Annotated in this window: 19 protein-coding genes; 6 read left to right on the top strand and 13 right to left on the bottom strand. The window is 73.2% G+C overall.

Annotation, left to right across the window (positions count from 1 at the left end; genetic code table 11):
* The 4 genes from araA to ACODR5_RS06475 form a co-directional block, all read right to left on the bottom strand.
* Entirely contained in the window at positions 1 to 1,506 is a 1,506-nt protein-coding gene (araA, locus tag ACODR5_RS06490; RefSeq protein WP_488983081.1) for an L-arabinose isomerase, read from the bottom strand.
* A gap of 27 nt (positions 1,507 to 1,533) precedes the next feature.
* A complete protein-coding gene (locus ACODR5_RS06485; protein ID WP_488983080.1) occupies positions 1,534 to 2,235 on the bottom strand; it encodes an L-ribulose-5-phosphate 4-epimerase in 702 nt (233 codons plus the stop codon).
* Positions 2,236 to 2,246: 11 nt separating this feature from the next.
* The gene (locus ACODR5_RS06480) at positions 2,247 to 3,860 is read right to left on the bottom strand and encodes an FGGY-family carbohydrate kinase (protein WP_488983079.1); all 1,614 of its coding nucleotides are present in this window, start codon (positions 3,858 to 3,860) and stop codon (positions 2,247 to 2,249) included.
* A 61-nt stretch (positions 3,861 to 3,921) separates the two neighbouring features.
* Positions 3,922 to 4,956, bottom strand: a complete 1,035-nt coding sequence (locus ACODR5_RS06475; protein WP_488983078.1) for a LacI family DNA-binding transcriptional regulator — start codon at positions 4,954 to 4,956, stop codon at positions 3,922 to 3,924.
* A gap of 86 nt (positions 4,957 to 5,042) precedes the next feature.
* On the opposite strand from ACODR5_RS06475, the gene ACODR5_RS06470 reads away from it, so the two are divergent.
* Complete coding sequence (locus ACODR5_RS06470; protein ID WP_488983077.1) at positions 5,043 to 5,960, top strand: aldose epimerase family protein; 918 nt, start codon at positions 5,043 to 5,045, stop codon at positions 5,958 to 5,960.
* Positions 5,961 to 5,984: 24 nt separating this feature from the next.
* Here ACODR5_RS06470 and ACODR5_RS06465 read toward each other — a convergent pair whose 3' ends face one another.
* From ACODR5_RS06465 to ACODR5_RS06445, 5 genes are all read right to left on the bottom strand, one after another.
* Positions 5,985 to 7,148: an ROK family transcriptional regulator gene (locus ACODR5_RS06465; protein WP_488983076.1), complete on the bottom strand. Its 1,164-nt coding sequence runs from the start codon at positions 7,146 to 7,148 to the stop codon at positions 5,985 to 5,987.
* Between the two features lie 139 nt (positions 7,149 to 7,287).
* Positions 7,288 to 9,768: a beta-xylosidase/alpha-l-arabinosidase gene (locus ACODR5_RS06460; protein ID WP_488983075.1), complete on the bottom strand. Its 2,481-nt coding sequence runs from the start codon at positions 9,766 to 9,768 to the stop codon at positions 7,288 to 7,290.
* Positions 9,765 to 10,643, bottom strand: coding sequence for a carbohydrate ABC transporter permease (locus tag ACODR5_RS06455; protein WP_449854754.1), 879 nt, complete (start codon positions 10,641 to 10,643; stop codon positions 9,765 to 9,767). Before ACODR5_RS06455 ends, ACODR5_RS06460 begins: the two co-directional genes overlap by 4 nt.
* On the bottom strand, positions 10,640 to 11,653 hold the full coding sequence (locus ACODR5_RS06450) for a carbohydrate ABC transporter permease (protein ID WP_449854755.1): 1,014 nt from the start codon (positions 11,651 to 11,653) through the stop codon (positions 10,640 to 10,642). The genes ACODR5_RS06455 and ACODR5_RS06450 overlap by 4 nt, the downstream gene beginning before the upstream one ends.
* A gap of 9 nt (positions 11,654 to 11,662) precedes the next feature.
* Positions 11,663 to 12,955: an extracellular solute-binding protein gene (locus ACODR5_RS06445; protein WP_449854756.1), complete on the bottom strand. Its 1,293-nt coding sequence runs from the start codon at positions 12,953 to 12,955 to the stop codon at positions 11,663 to 11,665.
* Positions 12,956 to 13,169: 214 nt separating this feature from the next.
* Here ACODR5_RS06445 and ACODR5_RS06440 point away from each other — a divergent pair, with 214 nt between their 5' ends.
* The 4 genes from ACODR5_RS06440 (at position 13,170) to xylB (ending at position 18,192) form a co-directional block, all read left to right on the top strand.
* Entirely contained in the window at positions 13,170 to 14,195 is a 1,026-nt protein-coding gene (locus ACODR5_RS06440; RefSeq protein ID WP_488983074.1) for a LacI family DNA-binding transcriptional regulator, read from the top strand.
* A gap of 31 nt (positions 14,196 to 14,226) precedes the next feature.
* On the top strand, positions 14,227 to 15,450 hold the full coding sequence (locus ACODR5_RS06435; protein WP_488983073.1) for an endo-1,4-beta-xylanase: 1,224 nt from the start codon (positions 14,227 to 14,229) through the stop codon (positions 15,448 to 15,450).
* Positions 15,451 to 15,584: 134 nt separating this feature from the next.
* A complete protein-coding gene (xylA, locus tag ACODR5_RS06430; protein WP_449854759.1) occupies positions 15,585 to 16,775 on the top strand; it encodes a xylose isomerase in 1,191 nt (396 codons plus the stop codon).
* Between the two features lies 1 nt (position 16,776).
* Positions 16,777 to 18,192 (top strand): xylulokinase, encoded by a 1,416-nt coding sequence (xylB, locus tag ACODR5_RS06425; protein ID WP_488983072.1) that lies wholly within the window; start codon positions 16,777 to 16,779, stop codon positions 18,190 to 18,192.
* Positions 18,193 to 18,211: 19 nt separating this feature from the next.
* On the opposite strand, the gene ACODR5_RS06420 is transcribed toward xylB, so the two are convergent.
* The 4 genes from ACODR5_RS06420 to ACODR5_RS06405 are packed head-to-tail and all read right to left on the bottom strand — an operon-like array spanning position 18,212 to position 23,322.
* Complete coding sequence (locus ACODR5_RS06420) at positions 18,212 to 19,045, bottom strand: energy-coupling factor transporter transmembrane component T family protein (protein WP_488983071.1); 834 nt, start codon at positions 19,043 to 19,045, stop codon at positions 18,212 to 18,214.
* Positions 19,042 to 20,769, bottom strand: coding sequence for an ABC transporter ATP-binding protein (locus tag ACODR5_RS06415; RefSeq protein WP_488983070.1), 1,728 nt, complete (start codon positions 20,767 to 20,769; stop codon positions 19,042 to 19,044). Before ACODR5_RS06415 ends, ACODR5_RS06420 begins: the two co-directional genes overlap by 4 nt.
* A gap of 3 nt (positions 20,770 to 20,772) precedes the next feature.
* Positions 20,773 to 21,660: a DUF8171 family membrane protein gene (locus ACODR5_RS06410; protein ID WP_449854763.1), complete on the bottom strand. Its 888-nt coding sequence runs from the start codon at positions 21,658 to 21,660 to the stop codon at positions 20,773 to 20,775.
* Positions 21,661 to 21,696: 36 nt separating this feature from the next.
* A complete protein-coding gene (locus ACODR5_RS06405) occupies positions 21,697 to 23,322 on the bottom strand; it encodes an HAD-IA family hydrolase (protein WP_488983069.1) in 1,626 nt (541 codons plus the stop codon).
* A 121-nt stretch (positions 23,323 to 23,443) separates the two neighbouring features.
* Between ACODR5_RS06405 and ACODR5_RS06400 the strand changes: the two genes are divergently transcribed.
* Positions 23,444 to 24,418 (top strand): LacI family DNA-binding transcriptional regulator, encoded by a 975-nt coding sequence (locus tag ACODR5_RS06400; protein WP_488983068.1) that lies wholly within the window; start codon positions 23,444 to 23,446, stop codon positions 24,416 to 24,418.
* Positions 24,419 to 24,427: the final 9 nt, after the last annotated feature.

The following is a 24,427-nucleotide window of genomic DNA, read 5'->3' as shown; positions in this document are numbered from 1 at the left end:
TCACAGCCCCTCCGCGATGTGGTGGTAGACCTGGTTCCACTTCAGCTCGTTGTGGAAGCCGGCCGTCGTCGTGTGCTCGTCGATGACGAGCAGCTCGATGCCCGCCATCTGCGCGAAGTCGCGGAACGCGTCGACGCCCACCGCGGTCGTCATGACGGTGTGGTGGGCGGCGCCGGCGGCCATCCAGCACGCGGCGCTCGTGGGCAGATCCGGCTGCGGGTGCCACACGGCCCGGCCGACGGGGAGCTTGGGCAGATCGGGCGCCTCGACGTTCTCGACGACGTTGGCCGTGAGGCGGAAGCGCGTGCGCATGTCGCTGAGGGCGACGACGAGCGCGGGGCCCGGGTCGGCCGTGAACACGAGGCGCACGGGATCGTCCTTGCCTCCGATGCCGAGGGGATGGATCTCCGCCCTCGGCCGCGTCGTCGTCAGCGACGGCGACACCTCGAGCATGTGCGCGCCGAGGATGAGCTCCTCGCCCGGCGTGAGGTCGTACGTGTAGTCCTCCATGAGGCTCGCCCCGCCGGGCAGGCCTGCGCCCATGACGGCGGCGACGCGCACGAGCACCGCGGTCTTCCAGTCGCCCTCCGCGCCGAAGCCGTATCCCTCGGCCATGAGCCGCTGCACGGCGATGCCCGGCAGCTGCTTCAGGGCGCCGAGGTCCTCGAAGCTGTCGGTGAACGCGTCGAAGCCGCCCTCGGTGAGGAAGGCCCGCAGGCCGGCCTCGATCTCCGCCGCGTCGCGCAGCGACTGGTGGCGCGCGCCGCCCGGCTTCAGCTCGTCGGCCACGTCGTACAGCCGCTCGTACTCGGCCACGAGCGCGTCGACCTCGGCGTCGGTGGCGGCCTCAACGCGCGCGACGAGCTCGTTCACGCCCCACGTGTTCACCTGCACGCCCAGGCGGATCTCGGCCTCGGTCTTGTCGCCCTCGGTGACGGCGACGAAGCGCATGTTGTCGCCGAAGCGCGCCACCTTCATGCCGCGGGCCGCGGCCAGGCCCGCCGCCGCGCGGATCCACGTGGCCACCTCGCCCGCGACGCGCTCGTCGCTGACGTGCCCGACCACCGTCTTGCGGGCGAGGCCCAGGCGGCTCTGGATGTACCCGAACTCGCGGTCGCCGTGGGCGGCCTGGTTCAGGTTCATGAAGTCGAAGTCGATCGTGTCCCACGGCAGCGCGACGTTCGCCTGCGTGTGCAGGTGCAGCAGCGGCTTGCGCAGCTCCTCGAGCCCGGCGATCCACATCTTCGCGGGGCTGAACGTGTGCATCCAGGCCACCACGCCCAGCACGGCGTCGTCGGCGTTCGCGTCGAGCATGGCCCGGCGGATGGCGGCCGGATCGGTGAGGACCGGCTTCCAGATGATGCGCGCCGGCACGACCTCGTGCGCGTCGAGCACCCTCGCCACCTCGCGCGACTGCTCGGCGACCTGACGGAGCGTCTCCTCCCCGTACAGGCCCTGGCTCCCCGTGAGGAACCAGACCTCCTTGTCGGCATAGGGTTTCGTCATGCGATTCTCCTTCGTGTGCGCGGCGCCTCAGCGCTGGCCGTAGACGTTCTGGTAGCGGTCGAAGAGCGAGTCGACGATCTGCGGCGGGATGGCCATCGGCTCCCCCAGCTGACGCGAGATGTGCACCGTCCGCGCCACCTCCTCGAGGAGGACGGCGGTCTTCACCGCCTCCTTCGCATCGCGGCCGATCGTGAAGGGACCGTGATTGCGCATCAGGACGGCCCGGGACCGGTGGCCCGCCAGCGTCTCGACGATGCCGCGGCCGATCGAGTCGTCGCCGATGACGGCGAGCGGCCCGACGGGGATCGGTCCGCCGAACTCGTCGCCCATCATCGTGAGCACGCACGGGATCTCCTCGCCGCGCGCGGCCCACGCCGTCGCGTACGTCGAGTGCGTGTGCACGACGCCGTTCACCTCCGGCATGTGGGCGTACACGTAGGCGTGCGCGGCCGTGTCGGACGACGGGCTGCGGTCGCCTTCGACGAGCTCGCCGTCGAGGTCGGTGACCACCATGGCGTCGGCGTCGAGCTCGTCGTACGACACCCCCGACGGCTTGATGACGAGCAGATCGGGGGCGCCGCCCACGCCCTTGACCCGCTCGGAGACGTTGCCGGCCGTCCAGACGACCAGCTCCCAGCGGATGAGCTCGGCGTGCAGCCGCGCCACCCTCTCCTTCGCGGCGTCGACCGCGGCGCGCATCCCTGCGGGCACCTCGTTCACGGCGGGCATGTGCTCTCCCTTCAGCGGATGGCCTCGGCGGCGCCGCGCTCGGCGGAAAGGCCCGCCTCCCAGCGCGACAGGAACGCCTCGTGGTCGGTGCGGTCCGCCTCGGTCGGCTCCACCCGCACGGCGTCGATCTCGCCGAACACGCGGGCGGCGAGCCACTCGGACAGCGGCGGCACCTCGCCGCGGCGGGCCTCGGCGGCGTACCGCGCGAGCAGCGCCATGCCCCACGCGCCGCCCTCGCCCGCGGTGTCCGAGACGGCCACCGGCGCGCCCAGCGCGGCGGCGAGCAGCCGCTGCGCGGCGCCCTTCGTGCGGAACATGCCGCCGTGCGCGCTGATCTCGTCGATCCGCACGCCCTCGCCGGCCAGCGTGCGCATGCCCATGCTCAGGGTCGCGAACGCGCCGCGCACCTGGGCGCGCATGAGGCCGGCCAGCGTCAGGCGCGATTCGGGGGTGCGCACGATCATGGGGCGGCCCTCGTCGAGCCCGGCGATCGGCTCGCCCGAGAGGTGGTTGTAGGCGAGGATGCCGTCGTCCGCGCCGGCATCGAGGGCGCCGCCCAGCAGCGCGCCGAACACCTCGTCTCGCGTGGCGGACGAGCCGACGCGGCCGGCGAACTCGTGGAAGACGCCCGCCCACTCGCCCAGCTCGCTGACGCCGTTGTTGCAGTGCACCATGGCCACGGCCTCGCCCGAGGGCGTCGCGACAAGGTCGATGTCGGCGTGGCGGCCCGCCAGGGGCCGCTCGAGCACGACCATCGCGAAGATGCTCGTCCCCACGCTCACGTTGCCCGTGCGCGGGGCGACGGCATTCGTCGCGACCATGCCGGTGCCCGCGTCGCCCTCGGGCGGCGCGGCGACGGCGCCGGGGCGCAGCACGCCGGTGGCGTCCAGCAGCGCGGCGCCCTCGGCCGTGAGCGCGCCGGCCGGCTCCCCCGCGCGGCGCACGGGCGGCAGCACGCTGCCCAGCCGCAGGTGCGGCGCGCCCGCGTCGGCGAGCAGCGCGTCGGCCGTGCGCATGCGCTCCGCGTCGTAGTCGCCCGTCGCGGGATCGACGGGGAACATGCCCGAGGCGTCGCCGATGCCGAGCACCCGCTCGCCCGTGAGCAGCTCGTGCACGTGGCCCGCGAGGGTCGTGATGTGCGCGATGCGCCCCACGTGCTCCTCACCGTCCAGCACCGCCTGGTTCAGGTGGGCGATCGACCAGCGCAGCGGGATGTTCACATCGAGCGCGTCGGAGAGGGCCGCGGCCGCTCGCGTCGTGTTGACGTTGCGCCAGGTGCGGAACGGGACGAGCAGCTCGCCGTCGGCGTCGAACGCGAGGTAGCCGTGCATCATGGCCGACACGCCCACGGCCGCGAGCCGCTCGAGACGCTCGCCGTGCTCCCGCTCGACCTCCGCCGCGAGCGCCGCGTACGCGGACCGGAGACCGGCGCGCGCGTCGTCGAGCCGATAGGTCCACAGGCCGTCGGCCAGCTCGTTGTCCCACGCGTGGTGGCCCGAGGCGAGCGTGCGGCCGTCGGCATCGACGAGACACGCCTTGATGCGGGTGGATCCGAGCTCGATGCCGAGCGAGGCGCGTCCCTCCCGGATGGCCTCGCGCGCCGGTGTGATGGTTCGCTGCGTCATCGCTCGCTTCCCGTCGTCGTCTGCATCCGTCGCCGATGCCGGCCACCGGACATGTTAGCGCTCACACACGCCGCGCGGAACCCGCACCCGGCGGCGGCGCCGTGCTGCCCCGGACGATCAGCTCCGGCGCCACGGCGCCGCGGCCGTCCTCCCCGCCCGCGATGGCCCGCACCACCTCGTCGGCGAGCCGCGCGAACGGCTGCCGCACCGTGGTGAGCGGCGGCAGGAGGTGCGCGGATCCGTCGATGTCGTCGAAGCCCACGACGGAGGCGTCGTCCGGCACGCGCAGCCCGGCCTCGGCGAGCGCGTGGACCACGCCGATGGCGAGGTAGTCGTTGGCGCAGAAGACCGCCGTGACGGCGCCGTCGCGCACCTCGTCGGCCAGGCGCACGCCGACCGCGTGCCCGTGCCGCGCGCTCCATCCCCCGGCGCGCAGGATGCGCGGCGGCGCTCCGGCCGAGCGCATGGCGTCGGCGTACCCGCCCGCGCGCTCGATCGCGTCGAACCAGTCGTCCTCGCCCTGCACGTGGGCGATGCGCTCGTGGCCCCGCTCGCGCAGGTGCCGCGTGGCCGCCGCCGCGCCCGCGCGCTGGTCGATGGACACGTACCGCGCCGCGCCGGCCCCGGGCGCGTCGCCGCGCGCGGCCACCACGACGACGGGCACGGGCAGCGCGATCCCGTCGATCAGGAGCGCGATGTCGCGCGTCGGCGCGATCACGACCACGCCGTCGACGCCCTGATCCATGAGCCGATCGAGCACGCGGGCCGCGCCCTCGGAGTCGGGCGCGGCGAGCGAGGCGAGCGACACGAAGAAGCCGGACGCGCGCGCGGCGCGCTCGATCGCGAGGACCGCGCTGGCGATGCCGAACTGCGTGGTGCCCGCCGTCATGACGCCCAGCACGCCGGTGCGCGCCGTCACGAGCGCCCGCGCGGCCTGATTGCGGCGGTAGCCGAGCGTCTCGATCGCCGCGAGCACCCGCTCGCGCGTGTCCTGCCGCACGTACGCATGACCGTTCAGCACGCGCGAGACCGTCTGATGCGACACGCCCGCGGCGGCCGCGACATCGCTCATCGACGGCGGCCGGGTGCGGGGCATGCGCCTCAGCGTAGCCACGGCGCCGCACCGTGCGCGAGGATGGACCCCGGGGCCGCGCAGGGCAGCCGGCGCCGGAAGGGATCGACGTGAGCGAGAATCCGATCGACGTGCTGGAGAACGATCACTGGCGCGTGGGCATCCTGCCCGGGACGGGCGGATCCGTGGCCTTCGGACAGGTGCGGCACCACGGCCGGTGGCGCGACGTGCTCCGCCCCACGCCCGAGCCGGGCGCCGCCGCCGCCTCGGCGACGGCCTGCTATCCGCTGATCCCGTGGTCCAATCGCGTGGCCGGCGGCCTGTTCTCGTTCGCGGGCGTGACGTGGGAGCTGGACCGCAACGAGAAGGACCGCAACGCCCTGCACGGCGTGGCCATGAACCACCCGTGGCGGGTGCTCGAGCGCACGCCGGAACGCCTGCGTCTCGGCTTCGACTCGGAGGGGGTCCCCCCGCAGAAGTGGCCGTGGCGCTTCTCGTCCGAGCTCACCTACGAGCTGCGCGGCGACCGGCTCGTCGTCGACACGCTGCTGCGCAACGAGGCCGACGAGCCCGTGCCGGCCGGTTTCGGCCACCACCCGTACTTCGTGCGCCGCATGGACGGCGACGGCGAGGAGGTGCGCGTGCGCATCCCCGCCGCCGAGATGTTCGAGCTCGTCGAGTGCATCCCGCACGACGCCCCCGTCCCCGTCGAGCCCCGCGTCGACTTCCGCGAGCTGCGCACCCTGGGCGACGTGCACATCGACGACGACCTCACCGGCCTCTCCGACGACGGCGCGTCGCTGATCCGGTACGAGGCGCTGGACATCGTGCACGAGGCCGACCCGCTGTACACGCAGCGGATCCTCTTCGCACCGCCGGACAAGGACTTCTTCGCGCTCGAGCCCGCGACGAACGCCAACGACGGCTTCAACCTGTTCGACCGCGGCATCGCCGGCAACGGCGTGTTCACGCTGGCGCCGGGCGAATCGGCCTCGGCCGCCTGGTCGCTCACCGTCGTCCCGCGCTGACCGGTTCGCCAGAAGCAGCTCACCTCACCCGAGGGGGTCGGCCAGGAGGGGCTCGAACGCGGCCTCGGCGGCGCCGATGAGCAGGCGGTCGGCGCCGAGCGCGGCGGCGCGGATCTCGACGCGCTCGGCGGGCGCCGCGAGCGCCTGCGCCCGCACCGCCGCGAGCAGGCCCTCCGGATCGTGCGCGCGCAGGATGGCGAGGAAGCCGCCCAGCACGATCACCGAGGGGTTCAGCACGTTGACGGCGTTCGCGAGCGACGCCGCGAGGACCCGCCGCTGCCGCGCGATCTCGGCCGCCACGGCGGGATCGGCCGACGCGGCGAGCGCGAGGGCGAGTGCCTCGTCGTCGGCGACGCCGAGGCCGGCCGCGTCGAGCAGCCTCGCCCTGTTCACCTCGTCTTCCAGGACGCCGCGAGGCACCCGGCGGTCCGCGGCCTCCGTGATGCTCGGGCGGCTCTGGCCCCACTCCCCCGCGTAGCCGTCCGCGCCGCCCATTGCGACGCCCTGCATCACGACGCCGCCGCCGATGCCGGACGGGCCTCCGTTCAGGTAGACGACGTCGCCGTGGTCGCGCGCGGCGCCGAACAGCCGCTCGGCGCGCGCGCCCAGTGACGCGTCGTTGCCGACGGCGACCGGCAGCCCCGTGGCGTCCTCGATCCGTCCCGCGACGTCGGCCTCCCGCCATCCGAGGTGGGGCGCGAGCCGGACCATCCCGTCCGCCGCGCGGACGAGACCGGGCACGGCCACGCCGATCCCCACGATCCGCGCGCCGCGCAGCGCCCCGGCGCGCCACCCGCTCACGATCCGGGCGACGGCCGCCGCCACCTCGTCGACGCCCGCGGGTCCGCCGGCCTCCTCGCGCACGCGCTCGCGCACCCGACCGCCGAGTGCGACCGCGCCGACCTCGAGCGCGTCGACCTCGGGGTTGACGGCGATCGCGACGACGTCGTCGCTCGGGGCCACGATGGGCGAGGGCCGACCCACCCGCCGGGTCGGGTCCGGATCGCGCTCCTCGACGAGGCCGGCGCCGGCGAGCGCCGTGACGAGGTCGGAGACCGTGGAGCGGTTCAGCCCCGTCTCGGCGGTGAGCATCGCGCGGGAGCGGGCACCCTCGTGGTGCACGAGCCGCAGCACCTCGCCGAGATTGGCGCGGCGCACGCCCTCCAGGCTCATCGCGCGCTCGACCATCCGCCACCTCGTCCCGCCGGGTTTGTTGTCCTCGCCACGATATCGGCAGGCGGGACGGGCCCCGCGACGGCACGGCCGGGGCGGCGACAGCGCGGCCCGACCCCCGCCTCGGGCAAGCGGGGGTCGGGCCGCGGGCGGTTCAGCGCACGGTCACCGCCACCGTGCGCGGGTCATCGGGGCCCACGGCGTGCACGTCGCCCGTGAGCACGACGGTCGCTCGCGTCGTCGCCTCGCCCGGCACATCCCTGGCCGCCTGCGCCCGCGCGTTCGCGATGACGCCGCCGGTGGACTCCTGCGCCTGCGCCGCGCGGGGCGACGCCTCGGCATGCGAGCCGACCCACACCTCCACCTCGCCGGGCTCCACGACGCGTCGCAGGTCGCGACCCGTGAGGGCGAAGCGCTGGGCCGGCACGTCGAAGGCCACGCGGCGCGACTGGCCCGGCTCCAGGGCCACGCGGGCGTAGCCGAGCAGCTGCGCGACGGGGCGGGTGACGGAGGCGGCGACGTCGCGCCCGTACAGCTGCACGACGTCGACCCCGGCGCGCTCGCCCGTGTTCGACACCGTCACGGCCGCCGCGAAGCGCCCGTCCGTCGCCGCCGACGCGTCGACGTCGAGGTCGGTGTACGAGAAGGTCGTGTACCCCAGGCCGAATCCGAACGGCCGCACGGGCGTCGAGTCGGTGGAGGTGACGTCCGAGGGACCGCCGAGCACCGGGCGCAGGTAGCCGTAGGGCTGGGCACCCGCGGAGCGCGGCAGGCTCAGCGGCAGCCGCCCGGAGGGGCTCTGCTCGCCGGTCAGGATCGACGCGATCGCCCGCCCGCCCTCCTCGCCGGGGAAGAACGACTGCAGCACCGCGGCGGGCCGGGCGCCCGCGGGCGCGTCGAGCGCCCACGCCAGGTCGTACGGGCGCCCCGTCAGCAGCACCACGACGACGGGTGTGCCCGTGGCGGCCACGCGCTCGACGAGCTCGCGCTGCACGCCGGGCAGATCGAGCGATTCCACGTCGTTGCCCTCGCCCACGGTGCCCCGGCCGAACAGGCCGGCCTGGTCGCCCACGACGACGACCGCGACATCGGCGGCCGACGCCGCGGCCACGGCCTCCTCGAAGCCTTCCCGACCGTCGCCCTCGACCTCGCAGCCGCGCGCGTAGACGACCTCCGCGTCGGGGAGCGCCTCCTCGAGCGCCTCGCGCACGGTGGGGATCTCGATGCCGATCTCGTACTCGGGGTGGTGCGCGAGCACGTGGTTGGCGAAGGAGTAGCAGCCCTGCAGGGCGTCGGCGCGGTCGGCGTTCGGCCCGAGCACCGCCACGCGCCGCGCGTCGGCGGCCAGCGGCAGCACGCCGTCGTTGGCGAGAAGCACGACCGACTCGGCCGCCAGCCGGCGCGCGATGTCGCGGTGACGGGGCCCGTCGAGCGCGACCGACGCGGGCGGCTCGTCCTCGAACGCGTCGGCGTCGAGCAGTCCCAGCTCCTCCTTCTGCGACAGCACGCGCAGCACCGCGCGGTCGAGGTACGACTCGTCCAGCAGCCCGGAGCGCACGCGCTCCAGCAGCGGCGCCAGGTAGGCGTCGCCCGTGGGCAGCTCCACGTCGATGCCGGCGCGCAGGGCGAGCTCGCCCGCCTCGCCGCGGTCGACGGCCACGCCGTGCATCACCTCGAGGAAGCCGACGGAGAAGTAGTCGGCCACGACCACGCCGTCGAAGCCGAGCTCGTCGCGCAGCAGCGTGGTGAGCAGGGCGGGATCGGAGGCGGCGGGCACGCCGTCGATCTCGGCGTAGCTGTTCATGACCGACCGCACCCCGCCGTCGCGGATGGCCATCTCGAACGGCGGGAGGAAGACGTCGGCCACCTCGCGGGGGCCGGCGTGCACGGGCGCGTGATTGCGCCCCGCCTGCGAGCCCGAGTAGCCGAGGAAGTGCTTCAGCGTGGCGTGCACGCCGGCGCCCTGCAGGCCTCGCACGTACGCCGTGCCGATCGTCCCGACGACGTACGGATCCTCCGCGATGCACTCGTCGACCCGCCCCCAGCGGGGGTCGCGGATGACGTCGAGCACGGGAGCCAGGCCCTGATGGATGCCCAGCTCGCGCATCGAGGCGCCGACGGCCTCGCCCATCTCGGCCACGAGCTCCGGGTCGAACGACGCCCCCCAGGCCAGCGGCGTGGGGAAGGTGGCGGCCTTCCACGCCGCGAGCCCCGTGAGGCACTCCTCGTGCACGATCGCGGGGATGCCCAGGCGCGTCTCGCGCTTGAGCCGCCGCTGCTCGCGCCACAGCCACGCCGCCCGCTCCTCCGGCTCGACGGGCCGGGTGCCGTAGACGCGCGTGTAGTGCCCGATGCCGTCGCGCGTGATGTCGGCCAGCGAGCGGCCGTCCTTCGCCGTGCTCATCTCGTCGGCCATCGGCGCGACGACCTCGCCGCCCTGGTCGATCCAGTACCCGACGAGCTGCGCGGCCTTCTCCTCCAGCGTCATGCGCGAGAGCAGGTCGCGCACGCGCTCGGAGGCGTCGCCCCGGTGCGCGGCGGTGGCGGTGAGCGTGGCGTCGGTCACGTCGTTCTCCTTCTTCTGCGCCGCGAGCGCGGGCGCCTCGGTCGTCTGCGCGGGCGTGACCGGCGTCATCCCTTCACCGCCCCGGTGAGGCCGCCCACGATGCGGCGCTCGAACAGGCTGAAGAAGATGAGCGCCGGCAGCATCGACAGCGAGGTGTAGGCGAGCACGCGGGCCGTGTCGACGGAGTACTGCGACGAGAAGTTCTGCACGCCCAGCGGCAGCGTGTACAGCGAGCTGTCGGTGAGGATGAACAGCGGCAGCATGTAGCCGTTCCACGAGCCCACGAACGCGAGGATCCCCACGGTGATCACGCCGGGCAGGCTCAGCGGGATCACCATGCGCCAGAAGAAGCCGAGGCGTCCGGTGCCGTCGATCGAGGCCGCCTCCTCGAGCTCCTTCGGGATCGCCCTCAGGAACGGCACGAGGATGATGATGGTCGTCGGCAGCGCGAACGCGATCTGCGGCAGGATGACGCCGCCCAGGCTGTTCACCAGCCCGAGGTTCCGCACGAGCAGGTACAGCGGCGTGATCGCCACGGTGATGGGGAACATCAGCCCCGCGGCGAACAGGGAGTACATGACGCCCTTGCCGCCGAAGTCGTAGCGGGCGATGACGTAGCTGGCCATCACGCCGAGCGCCACGGCGCCGGCGGTCGTGCCGAGCGCGACGAGGGTGGAGTTCCACGTGGCCGACCAGAACTCGCTGCCCGCGAGCACGTCGCCGTAGTTCGCGAGCTGCCACGGCGCCGGCCAGCCCGACGGATCCTGGGTGATCTGGGCGTTCGTGCGGAAGCCGCCGATGATGATGTACAGCACCGGCGTGATGCAGATGCTGATGAGGATGACCGCCAGCAGGTACACCCAGGGGCTGCCCCACTTCTCCTTCGGCGCGCGGGGGCGCCTGTTGCGGCCGATCGCCTGGATCGCCACAGAGGTCGCGGTCATCGCTCGGCCCTCCCGTCCGTGATGGCTCCCGCCGTGTCGCGCCGCAGCACGAAGCGCTGGTACACGAGAGCGACGGTGAGCGAGATGAGGAACAGCATCACCGCGACGGCGTTTCCGAAGCCGTAGTTCCCGGCGAGGTGGCCGTTCTGGTACATGTACGTGGCCATGGTGGACGTGCCGGCGGTGGCCGCCACGTACTGGCCCCAGATGATGTTGACGAGGTCGAACAGCTGCAGCGAGCCGATGATCGACAGGAACGCCCAGATGCGGATGGTGGGGCCCAGCAGCGGCAGCGTGATGCTCCACTGCGTCTTCCAGAACCCGGCTCCGTCGATCGCGGCCGCCTCGTACAGCTCCTCCGGGATCGACTGCATGCCCGCGAGCATGAGGATCACCGCGAAGCCGATGTACTTCCACGAGATGATGAGCATCAGGGTCCAGATGGCCACATCGGGATCCGCGATCCACGACTGCCGGAGCCACTCGAGGCCGAGCTTGCCGAGCAGCGAGTTGACGGCGCCGTTGTCCTGCATCATCAGGCTCCAGCCCGTGCCGACGACGACCTCGGAGATGACGTAGGGCACGAAGATGAGCACGCGGATGAGCGAGCGGCCCTTCATCTTCTGGTTCATCAGAAGGGCGAACAGGATCGCGAGCGGGCCCTGCAGCAGCAGCGACAGGAACACGATCGCGAAGTTGTGGCCGACCGCGGCGCGGAAGGTCTCGTCCTCCCAGATGAGGACGTAGTTGCGCAGCCCCACGAACTCGGTGGGCCAGCCGAAGCCGTTCCACTTGAAGAAGCCGTAGAACGCGGCCATCACCACCGGGAAGATGACGAAGGCGACGAAGACGATGAGCGCCGGTCCCGAGAGGAGCGCGATCTCGCCGCGCTTGCGCCAGTCGGCCCGCGGCTTCCGCCTGCCGGTCACCGGGGCGGGCGCGGTGCCCGCCCCGGTGTCGGCGATCCTCTCAGGCACGGGCGCGGAGCGCAGTGCCTGGGTGTCGGTCATGGTCGGCGATCAGCCTCGCTCGGACGCCGTGACGACGCCGTCGACGAGCGACTGCGCGTCGCCCTGACCGGCCAGCATGTCGACGACGCCCGTGTTCAGCGCGTTGCCCACGTTCTGGCCCAGCGCCGTGTCGAGCCACAGGGTGACGTACGCGGCCTCGCCGTACGCCTCCATGAGCGGCTGCAGCGACGGGTCGGTCACGGCGCCGAGCGCCTCGGACGACGCGGGGATCGTCTGGTACGCCTCGGCGTACTTCTCCTGCCACTCCTTGCCCGAGATGAAGTTCAGGAACTCCTCGCACGCCGACGGCGAGTCGACCGAGCACGAGTAGCCGTCGACGCCGCCCATCATGGCGGTCGGGTCGCCGTCTCCGCCGTCCACGGCGGGGAACGGGAACCAGCCGAGGTCGGGCAGCGGCTGCTCGTCCGGGGTCAGGCTGGCGATGACGCCCACGTTCCAGGCGCCCATGAGCTCCATGCCGGCCTGGTGGTTGGCGATGAGGCCGGCCGACGAGTTCGCGCCCTCCTGCGGGTCGGTGGTGAGGAAGCCCTCGTGGAACGGCTCGGTCCCGGCGAACTCCTCGAGGTTCTGCGCGGCCTCGAGCCAGCAGCCGTCCGTGAAGTCGGGGTTGGTCGTGAGGTTCGAGATGACGTCCTCGCTGCACGCGCGCAGCGCGAAGAAGTAGTACCAGTGCGCGGCGGGCCAGGCGGCCTTGCCGCCCAGCGCGATCGGCTGGATGCCCGCGGCCTTGAGCTTGTCGACGGCCTCGCCGAGCTCGTCGATGGTCGTCGGCGTCTCGGTGATGCCGGCCTGCGCGAACAGGTCCTTGCTGTAGAAGATGCCGCCGGGCAGCACCGCGGTCGGCACCGCGTAGATCTTGTCCTCCAGCGTGAAGGCGTTGAAGGACCCCTCGCCGAGCGCCTCCCTCACGTCGTCGTCGATCGCACCGGTGAGGTCCTTGACCTGCCCCGCCGCCACGATGTCGGCGAGCTTGCCGCCGCCGCGCTGCAGGAAGATGTCGGGCATGTCGCCCGAGTTGACCGCCGTCTGCAGCTTGCCGTCCAGGTCCTCGTTCTGCACCGAGGTCACGTTGATCGTGACGCCGGGGTTCTCCTCGGCGAACGCCGCGGCCGCCTCCTCCCAGAACTCCTTGCCGGGGCCCGTGGTCGAGTTGTGCCACATCGTCATCTCGACGCTGCCGTCGTCGCCGCCGCCGGTGTCGCCACCGGCACAGCCGGACAGCCCGAGCGCCCCCACGGCCACGACCGCCGCCGCGGCGGTCCATGCCTTCCGAACGTTCATGCGCAGGTCTCCTCTTCGTTGAGTGATCGACGCACCCGCTCGACGCTGTTGTCGAGTCCTCCAGGCGTGTCGCGTCCACTGTGACATCGGTCGCGCGACGTGTCAATCGTTGTCGATAACGTTTTCACTCTCCGTAGGATCGATCCACGACGCGGCGTGAATATGCCGCGGGGCGGCGCCGCGCCGCCCTCCGATGGGGCTACCGTGAGGGATCATGACGGCGAACGCACTCGACCCGCGGCCCGGCCGGCGGATCACGATCACGGATGTCGCGCGCGCGGCGGGGGTCTCGGTCGCCACGGTCTCGAAGGTCATCAACGGCCGCGACGGCATCGCCGACGCCACGAGCAAGCGCGTGCTCGGCATCGTGCGCGAGCTCGGGTACGAGAGCTCGCTCGTCGCCACCTCGATGCGGCGCCGCCGCACGCAGGTCGTCGGCGTGCTCGTCGCCGAGTTCGAGCCCTTCGCCGTACAGCTGCTGCGCGGCGTCTCGACGGCGCTGCAGGGCACCGAGTACGACATCCTCGCGTACGCCGGAAGCGTGTCGGCGGGCGAGCACACCGGCTGGGAGCGGCGGTCGCTGTCGCGCCTGGGCGGCACCCTCATCGACGGCGCGATCATCGTCACCCCCACCGTGGCGCTGCCGGAGACGGACATGCCCGTCGTCGCAATCGATCCGCACACGGGCCCCATGGGCCCGGCGACCGTCGACACCGACAACCTGGGCGGTGCCCGCGCCGCGACCGAGCACCTCGTCTCGCTGGGACACCGCCGCATCGCGCACCTGCGAGGCCGCGCAGACCTCGAGTCCGCGCAGCTGCGCGAGCGCGGCTACCGCGAGGCGCTCGAGGGCGCGGGGCTGCCGTTCGACCCGGCCCTCGTCGCCGACGGCGGCTACCGCGCCGCCGACTCGACCGCCGCCGCGGCCGCGCTGCTCGACCTGCCCGAGCCGCCCACGGCGATCTTCGCCGCGAACGACCTCTCCGCGATCGAGGCCATGCGCGTCGCCGCCGAGCGCGGGCTGCGCATCCCCGAGGACCTCTCGATCGTCGGCTTCGACGACATCCCGGAGGCCGTCGCGTCCACGCCGGCCCTCACCACCGTGCGCCAGTCGCTGCACGCGATGGGCGCGGCCGCCGTGCGCATGCTGCTGGGGATCTTCGACGGCCGCGACGGCGAGCACATCCGCATGCCCGCCGAGCTCGTCGTGCGCGGATCGACCTCCCGCCCACCGCGGTAGCCCCCACCGACACCGACACCGAGGAGCTGACATGGACGTCATCCCCCACCGCACCGGCACCGCCGAGATCGTGCTCACCACCGGCGGCGGCGCGCCGCTCGCCCACCACGAGGTGACCGTCGAGCAGACGCGACACGCGTTCGGCTTCGGCAACATCGGGTTCGACCTCATTCCCCACGCCTGCGGCGAGGAGGACGCGACGCCGCTCGCCGAGGCCTGGCTGGGCCTGTTCGACACGGCCACGCTGCCGTTCTACTGGGGGCGCTTCGAACCCGAGCGCGGGCGGCCCGACACGGCGCGCCTGCTCACCGCCGCGCGCTGGTTCGCCGAGCGCGGCGTGCGACTGAAGGGCCACCCGCTTGTCTGGCACACAGTGAAGGCGCCGTGGCTCGATCCGCTCCCCTCCGACGAGGCCGAGCGGCTGCTGCGCGAGCGCGTGGCGCGGGAGGTCGCGGACTTCGCGGGCGTGATCGACGCGTGGGACGCCATCAACGAGGTGGCGATCATGCCGGTCTTCGAGAACGAGCCCGACGGCGTGCCCAACGCCGTCTCGCGCCTGGCGCGCCAGCTCGGCCGCACCGGCATCGTCCGGCTCGCGTTCGAGACGGCGCGCGCGGCGAACCCCTCGGCGACGCTGCTCATCAACGACTTCGACCTCTCGGAGCGGTACGAGCGCGTCATCGAGGACGCGCTCGAGACGGGCGTGCGGATCGACGCCATCGGCCTCCAGACGCACATGCACCAGGGGTACCGCGGCGAGGAGTGGCTGCTCGCGAAGGCCGATCGCTTCGCGCGCTTCGGGCTGCCGCTGCACTTCACCGAGGTGAGCCTCGTCTCCGGCCGGCTGATGCCGCCGGAGATCGACGACCTCAACGACTACGTCGTCGACGAGTGGCCGTCGACGCCCGAGGGCGAACAGCGGCAGGCCGACGAGCTGGAGCGGATGTACCGCGCCCTCGTCGCGCATCCCGCCGTCGCGGCGATCACGTACTGGGGCATCTCGGACGCCGGCGCATGGCTGGGCGCCCCGATCGGCCTGCTCCGCGCCGACGGCAGCCGCAAGCCGTCGTACGACCGGCTGCACGCCCTCATCCGCGGCGAGTGGTGGCTCGCGCCCACCCCGCTCCGCACGGACGGCGACGGCCGCGTGCGCGTGGAGGGCTGGCGCGGCCGCTATCGCGTCGCCACCGGTGCGGCGAGCGCGGAGTTCGAGCTCAGCGGGAGCGCCGACGGGCCGGTGCCCGTGCAGCTCTGAGCCGCGTCATCCCGCGCCGCACGCCGCTGCGCGAGCAGCGCGGCGGCGCGCCGTGAACCCATTGCGGCGGCACCTCGGCCTTGATATGTTCTGTTTCACAACAATTCACCGACGACGCTGAAAGCGGGTCCCCCATGTCCCTCACCCCCACCAAGGACGACCGGTTCTCGTTCGGACTCTGGACCATCGGATACAACGGCACCGACCCGTTCGGCGGACCCACGCGGCCCGCGCTCGACGTGGTCCACGCCGTCGAGAAGCTGGCCGAGCTCGGCGCCTACGGTCTCACCTTCCACGACGACGACCTGTTCGCCTTCGGCTCGACCGACGCCGAGCGCCAGACGCAGATCGACCGCCTCAAGCAGGCCCTCGCCGACACCGGGCTGATCGTCCCGATGGTCACGACCAACCTGTTCAGCGCCCCCGTCTTCAAGGACGGCGGCTTCACCTCGAACGACCGCCAGGTGCGCCGCTTCGCGCTGCGCAAGGTGCTGCGCAACATCGACCTCGCCGCCGAGCTCGGCGCGAAGACGTTCGTGATGTGGGGCGGCCGCGAGGGCGCAGAGTACGACTCGGCGAAGGACATCCAGGCGGCGCTGGCGCGCTACAAGGAGGCCGTGGATCTGCTCGGCCAGTACGTGGTCGACAAGGGCTACGACCTGCGCTTCGCCATCGAGCCCAAGCCGAACGAGCCGCGCGGCGACATCCTGCTGCCCACGCTCGGGCACGCGCTCGCGTTCATCAACTCGCTCGAGCGCCCCGAGCTGGTGGGCCTGAACCCCGAGGTCGGCCACGAGCAGATGGCGGGCCTGAACTTCGCCGCGGGCATCGCGCAGGCGCTGTACCACGGCAAGCTCTTCCACATCGACCTCAACGGCCAGCGCGGCATCAAGTACGACCAGGACCTCGTGTTCGGTCACGGCGACCTGCACAACGCGTTCGCGCTCGTCGACCTCCTCGAGCACGGCTCGCCGGCGGGCGGCCCCGCCTACGAGGGCCCGCGTCACTTCGACTACAAGCCGAGCCGCACCGAGGACGAGCAGGGCATCTGGGACTCCGTCTCGGCCAACATGCGCACCTACCTGCTGCTCAAGGAGCGGGCCGACGCCTTCCGCGCCGACCCCGAGGTGCAGGAGGCACTCAAGGCCGCGAAGGTCGACGAGCTGCGCGCCCCCACGCTGAACGAGGGCGAGTCGTACGACGACCTCCTGGCCGACCGCTCGGCCTTCGAGGAGTTCGACGCCGGCGCCTACCTCGGCGGCCACGGCTTCGGCTTCGTGCGCCTGCAGCAGCTGGCGACCGAGCACCTGCTCGGCGCGCGCTGACATGCCGCTGGTCGCGGGCGTCGACTCGTCGACGCAGAACTGCAAGGTCGTGGTGCGGGATCTCGCCACCGGCGCCGTCGTGCGCACGGGGCGGGCCGCCCACCCCGACGGCAGCGAGGTCGACCCCGCGGCCTGGTGGGACGCACTGCAGGCGGCGCTCGCCCAGGCCGGCGGCCTGGGCGACGTCGCGGCGATCTCGATCGGCGGGCAGCAGCACGGCATGGTCGCGCTCGACGCGGACGGGCGGGTGATCCGCCCCGCGCTGCTGTGGAACGACACCCGCTCGGCCGGCGCCGCGGCCGACCTCACCGCCGAGGTGGGGGCCGAGGAGTTCGCCCGGCGCACGGGCCTCGTGCCGGTGGCGTCGTTCACGGCGACGAAGCTGCGCTGGCTCGCCGACGCCGAGCCCGAGAACGCCGCGCGCGTGGCCGCCGTGGCGCTGCCGCACGACTGGCTCACGTGGCGGCTGCGCGGCTACGGCCCCGAGGGCGAGTCGCCCCTCGGGCCGGTGCTGGACGAGCTGGTGACGGACCGATCCGATGCGAGCGGCACGGCGTACTTCGACGCGGCCTCCGGCGCCTACGACCGCGAGCTACTGAGCCTGGCTCTGCGGCGCGACGCGTCCGGCGTCGTGCTGCCGCGCGTGCTCGACCCGGCCGAGTCGGTGGCCGGCGGCGCGGGATCGCTCGCCGACGGCCTCGTCGTGGGGCCGGGCTGCGGCGACAACGCCGGCGCCGCGCTCGGCCTCGGCGCGTCGGACGGCGACGTCGTCGTGTCGATCGGCACGAGCGGCACGGTGTTCGCCGTGACGGACGCGCCGGTGCGCGACGCGAGCGGCACCGTGGCGGGCTTCGCCGACGCGGCGGGCGGCTACCTGCCGCTCATCGCCACGCTCAACGCGGCCCGCGTGCTCGATCGGATCGCCGCCCTCCTCGGCGTCGACCACGGCGAGCTCGGGCGCCTCGCGCTCGACGCGCAGCCGGGCGCGGGCGGCCTCGTGCTGCAGCCCTACTTCGAGGGCGAGCGCACGCCCAACCTGCCGGACGCCACCGCGACGCTGTTCGGCATGACCCTCGCCGCCACGACGCGCGAGAACCTCGCGCGTGCGGCCATCGAGGGCATGCTGTCGGGGCTCGCGGACGGCCTCGACGCCGTGCGTTCGCACGGCGTGACGGCGGAGCGGATCCTGCTCGTCGGCGGCGCGGCGCAGAACCCTGCGGTCGCGGCGATCGCGGCCCAGGTGTTCGATGCGCCCGTCGTCGTGCCCGAGCCGGGCGAGTACGTCGCCGCGGGCGGCGCCGTGCAGGCGGCGTGGGCGCTGACCGGCGAGCGCCCGGCATGGCCGGTGTCGCTCTCCGCCTCTCCGGAGCCGGACACGCGCCCGGTCATCCGCGAGCAGTACGCCGCGCGGCGCTGACAGCGGCCCGTCCGCCGCGTCAGCGGTAGACGGGCCACTGCGCGCCCGCGGCGTAGCAGGCCGCCACGAGCGCCGCGGTCGCGGCGAGCACGAGCACATCGAGCCAGCGCACGCGCAGTCCCTCGATCCGGATGCGCCGGCCTCGGTCGTCGACCGTCGCGAACGTGAAGCCCCGCGCCTCGAGCGCCTCGACCGTGGTGCGCACCGACTTGGCCGTGTTGAGGAAGATCGGATAGAACGCCCGCACGGCGAGCGTCGCCCAGTGCACCACGTGGCGCCAGCCGAGCAGGCCGGCCTTCGCGGGCGGCGCCTGCCGCAGCCGGTAGCCCTCCATCACCGTCGAGAACTCCTCGACGAGGATCGGCATCATGCGGTACCCGTACGACACGGCGAAGGCGATCGCGGGCGGGCAGCGCAGGGCGAGCAGGGCGTCCGAGAGCTTCTCGGGATCGAGCGACACGAACGCCGCCAGACTCACGAGCGACACGACGCCGATCTTCGCCGTCACCTCGGTCAGGGCGACGAACGTGGTGAAGTCGCCGCCGAAGATCGTCGCGGCGAGCACGAGGTAGACGAGCTCGAATCCGAGGCCGATCACGAACAGGCCGAGCACGAGCGGACCCACGCGGGCCAGGACGACCGCGATCGTGCCGAGCAGGAACAGGCAGCCGATGGTCGTGAGGTTGTGCGTGAACCACGGCGCGAGCGCCGTCGCGACGTACCAGAGCAGGACGACACGGGGATCCATCGCCGCGAACAGGCCGCCGCGCGTGGAGTACGCGGTGCGGATGAGCTCGAGCTTGATCCACTCGACGCTCAGCACGTCGCGCTGCTTGCGCGCCACGGCGCTCATGCCGTCACCCTCCCGCCGGCGGGGGCACCGGCCCGCGCCCGCGGGTGCCACGCGGCGAACTCGTCGAGCGTCACCGGGAGGGGGTCCATCCCGAGCGCCCGCCCCAGCTGCGCCACCTGCGGCGGCACGAGGCGGGCCCTCGCGAGCACGGCCTCGTCGGCGAACAGCTCGCGCGGGGTCGTGTCGGCGACGATGCGCCCGTCGTCGAGCGCGATGACGCGCGTCGCGACCTCCGCGACGAGATGCATGTCGTGGGTCGCGATCACCGCGCACCCGATCCGATCCCCCAGCTCGCCGAGCATGCCGATCACGTCGTCCCGGCTGGCGACGTCCAGGCTCGCGGTGGGCTCGTCGAGCAGCAGCAGGCTGGGGCGCATGGCCAACCCGATCGCGAGGGTCGCGCGCCGCTGCTGGCCTCCCGAGAGCGTGCGGCCGTCCCGGTCGGCGAAGGGCACGAGCTTCACGCGATCGAGGATCCGATCGGTGAGCGCCTCGGCATCCGGATCGCGCCTACTGCGCGGGAAGAGCGCCACATCGGCCCGCACCGACTCCTTGAGGAACATCCGCTCCGGCTGCTGGTACAGGTAGGCCGCCCGCTCGGCGAGCCGGCCCGCGCGCTTCGACCTCGTGTTCTCGCCGTCGAGGAAGACGTCGCCCTCGCGCGGCACGCGGATGCCCGCGAGCAGCCGCATGAGCGTGGTCTTGCCCGAGCCGTTGCCGCCGATGAGCGCGATCCGCTCGCCCTCGCGCAGCGTGACGGACAGGTCCCGGATGACGGGCTGGATGTCGCCCGCCACGGAACGGAAGCCGTGCGAGACGCCGCGCGCCTCGGCGACCACGCTCGCTCCGTCGGGCGCGCCGGATGCCGCCGGCGGTGCGACCGCGCGGGGCAGCTCGTCGACGCGCGCGCGGATGGCCTCGGCCGCCTCGCCGACCGAGCGGGCGACACCCGGCACCCCCACCCGCCGCATCGCGTCCACGATCTGCGGGGCGGGGATGCCGTGCTCGGCCAGGTCGTCGGCGCGCGTCAGCGCCTCCGTCACGGGCAGGTGCCACACCGGCGCCCCGGCGCTCATCAGCACGACCGAGCGGGCGTACTGCGCGATGAACTCGGCGTGGTGCTCGATCGTGATCACCGTGATCCCGCGCTCGCGGTTGAGCGCCGTGAGCCGGTCGTACACGTCGTGGGCGGCGGCGGGATCGAGCTCGGCCACCGGCTCGTCGACGACGATCACCTCAGGCCGCAGCGCCAGCACGGAGGCCAGTGCGACGAGGTGCGCCTGGCCGCCCGACAGCTGCCAGACGAACCGGTCCGCGAGGTGCGCGATCCCGACGGCCGCCATCGCCTCGGCGGTGCGCTCGGCGTGGTCCTCGAAGCCGAAGTTGATCGGCCCGAACGACACCTCGTCGCGCACGGTCGGTCGCACGAGCTGATTCTGGAAGTCCTGGTACACGTAGCCGACCGACCAGGAGAGCCGCGCCACCGACGACTCCCATGTGTCGATGCCGGCCACGTGCACCGATCCGGCGAACTCGCCCGCCCAGTAGTGCGGGACGAGGCCGTTGAACGTCTTGCAGAGGGTGGTCTTGCCGGAGCCGTTGCCGCCGACCATCGCGACGAAGTCGCCGCGCTCGATGGCGAGGGTGACGTTGCGGAGCGTGTCGGCCTCGGCTCCCGGGTAGCGGAAGCTGAGGTCGCGCACCTCGATGATCGGGTCGGCCACGGGTCAGGCGTCCTTGCGGCGCTTGCGCCAGACGGCGAACAGGATGCTCGCGAGGGCGAGCACGACGACGATCGCGGCCACGCTCACCCAGAGGAACTGGTCGCCGTAGACGTCGCGGAACTCGCCCTCGACCGCCCCGACCGACACGTCCCACGCCTCGAGGAAGGCGAAGAAGAACGAGGCGATGCCGGCGAGCACGGCCACCACGACGAACCAGGCTGCCTGCGGCACGCCGCCGGGGATGGGCTTGCCCGGCTCGCGCGGCGCGAGGCCCAGCATCGGCTCGATGCGGCGGTACAGGGCCGGCACGAGCCAGATGGCGGGGATCGCGCCGAACAGGATGCCCGACATGACGAGGTCGACGCCGAAGCCGATGGCCTCGAGCAGCAGGACCGACTCGGGCAGACCCTGCACGAACTCCGCGTCCTCGACGCCGATCCACACCTTGAGCAGGTCGACGGCCGCCGAGAGGAACTTGTCGATGCCGACGATCAGCAGCGCACCCAGCACGATCTGCCCGCGCTTCAGCGGATTGCGGATCACGGAGCCGGCGATGTAGATGGCGAGGAACATCTGGATGAAGCCCTCGACCTCGGCGAGGCCGGAGAAGTCGCCCATCAGCAGGTCGGTGAAGACGATCTCGCCGAGCGGGGCGCCCAGCGCCACCCAGAACGGGCTGAACAGTGCCGCGAGGGTGATCGGGATGAACACCATGTAGCTGACGGAGAAGTCGACCGGACCGATCGTGATGTCGGGGATGACCTCGAGGATGATGTTCGACAGCCCGAACAGTGCCATCGAGAGGACGAAGACCATGAGGTTCTGGGGCGTGGACGGCGCCGCGGCGCCTCCGCCGCGCAGCTGCCCGCGGCGTGCTTCGGTGGTGGTCACTGCAGTCTCCTTCGGGTAAGGGGGAAGTACTCGGGATCAGGCGACCGGCGCGAGCCGGCTGGTGCGGACGAGGGGGACGAGATCGCCGGGCGTTCCGACGATCTCGGTGGCGAGTCCCGACGCCAGGGCGGCGTCGAGCTCGGGATCCGGGGTGGATCCGCCGCGGACGAGCACGCGACGGGCCACGCCGCACGCTCGGGCCGCGAGGGCGTCGTTCTCGGGCTTGTCGCCGAGGAACCAGGTGCGCGCGGGGTCGGCCCCCGCGATCGCAAGCGCCTCGTCGACGATCCGGGTGTCGGGCTTGCGCACGCCGATCTCGTCCGAGCACACGTAGGCGCCGATGAGCGCGTCGAGCCCGGGCTCGCGGCACTCCTCGCGCACGGCGCGCCCGCTCACGGTGTTCGAGACGACCACGACCGGCATCCCCGCGTCGCGGCACGTCTCGAGCAGCTCACGCACCCCCTCGCGCAGCGCGCGCCGGGACTTCGCGCGCCCGTAGCGGGCCATGACGTCGTGCGCCTCTGCACGCAGCACGGCGCGGCGCCGGGGCGAGAGCGCGGCTCCGAACCATTCGCTCCAGAAGAGCACGGGATCGGCCTCCGGCAGCGCGGCGCCGTCCTCGTCGAAGCGGCGGCGCGCCTCGGACTTCCACGCCCGGTGCGTCGCCCTGGCCTGCGCGAGCAGCCGCTCGACCTCCGCCGCATCGAGCGCGGTCTCCGGGCCGGACAGCAGCCCGGCGAGCCAGGCGGTGAACGCGGCCAGCCGCTCGGCATCGGGCACGGACGCCGAGATGACGCCGCCGTGGTCGATCAGCAGCGCCGCGCGCCCCTCGGGCGCGGGAGGCGCGACCACCGCCGAGCGCGCGCCGCCGGCGAGGGCCGCCTGCAGCGCGTCCGCGACGCCGCGCGGATCGGCGTAGACGGCGTCGGCCTCGCCGTCGACCGCGAACGGCGGCGCGTCGGTGTGGTGGCTGCGGGTGAGGATCACGGCCGCGACGCCCGCGCGGCGCCCCGCCACGACGTCGCGGTCCTGGGTGTCGCCGACGTACCAGCAGCGATCCGCCGTCGTCCCGCACGCCTCGGCCGCGAGCTCGATGATGCCAGGATGCGGCTTGCGTAGACCCACCTCGTCCGAGTAGCACTGCACGGCGAACCGCCCGTCCAGCCCGTGCTGCGCCATCACGGCGCGGTGGCTCCGGCCGGAGTGCGCGTTCGAGACGATGCCCACGGGGATCCCGTTCGCGTCGGCCAGATCGAGCAGCTCCCGGATCCCCGGCCGCACGCGGTGCTCCGACAGCGTCGTCGTGACCTCGAGCAGCACGTCGCTCGCCTCGGCGACGAGCAGCAGCCGCGCCGGCTGCGGCAGGTCGGCGGCCAGGAAGTCGCCCACGATCTCGCGCGGAGCCAGCTCGCGCGGCGCGAGGCGCCGGCTCTGGGCGTGCTTCCAGTGCTTGAGCGCCGTCAGGCCCGCCGTGAGCGAGCTCTGCAGGCGGTCGGTCTCCACGTCGATGAGGCCCCTGGCGAGGCGCTCGCGCAGCTTCTGGGCGAGGCGCCGCTTGCCGGCGGGGTCCTTGGCGGTTTCGAACACCACGCCGCCGAAGTCGAGCAGCAGGGCGTCTGGAACGTTCCGGAGCGGTGCCGGAAGGAGATCAGCGGAGGTCACGGACGCGACGCTACGGGCGCATCGTGACCGGCGGCGGTCCGGACGGTGAACGGATCCGGAACGTTCCAGGCGCGCCGCAGACCGGCGCCCCCGCGCGATGCGCGGATGCGAGACTCGATGCATGACCCCGGCACACCGTCGCCCCACGATCGTGGACGTGGCGCACGCCGCCGGAGTCTCGAAGTCGCTCGTGAGCGCGGCGCTGCGCGGCGATCCCGGCGTCAGCCAGGCCAGCCGGGACCTCATCCTCGCCACCGCCGACAGCCTGGGCTACCGACGCAACGGCTGGGCGCAGCGGCTCGTGAGCGGGCGCAGCGAGCTCGTGGGCGTGCTGCTGACGGACCTGCGCAACGCCTATCAGACCGACGTCGTCAACGGCATCGAGGACGCCGCGCGCGACGCCGGCTTCGGCGTGATCCTCAGCCACGGCCGCCGTGACCGCGCCCTGCTGCGCGAGCGCCTCGCCGGCCTCATCTCCCTCGGCGTCGACGCCGTGATCGCGGTGACGGGGCACCTCACCGAGGACGACCTGTGCGACGCGTCGTCCCGCGTGCCGCTCGTCGTCGTCGGCCGGCCGCCCTCCGTGCCCGCGGATGCCGGATGGATCTCCAACGACGATGAGACGGGCGCGCGCCTGGCCCTGCGGCATCTGATCGACGCGGGACACGAGCGGATCGCGCATCTCTACGACTCCGACCGCCCCGCCGCCTCCGCCCGCCGCGCGGCCTATCGCTCCCTCGCGACGCCGGCCCGGGAGTACGACTCGCGCCACGGGGGGATCGAGTCGCTGCTGGAGGCCGTCGCCGGTGGCAGCGGACCGACCGCCGTCTTCGCCGCGCACGATCGCCTCGCCGCGCGGCTCATCGCCGACGCCACCGCGCGGGGCGTCCGCGTGCCCGCCGACCTCGCGGTCGTCGGCTACGACAACACCGACCTCGCGGATCTCATGCGCATCACGAGCGTGGATCAGCCGCGCCAGCGGATGGGCGCCGACGCCATGGCGATGGCGCTCGCGCTGGCCGCGGGCGAGACCCCCGCGCACGTCGTCGCCGCGCCGACGCTCATCCTGCGCGACTCCAGCCGCTCCCCCGCCTGAGACCGGCCC

Source organism: Microbacterium sp. FG3, assembly GCF_057809335.1.
The sequence above is the reverse complement of the archived record's forward strand: the minus strand, read 5'-3'. Positions and strand labels throughout refer to the sequence as shown.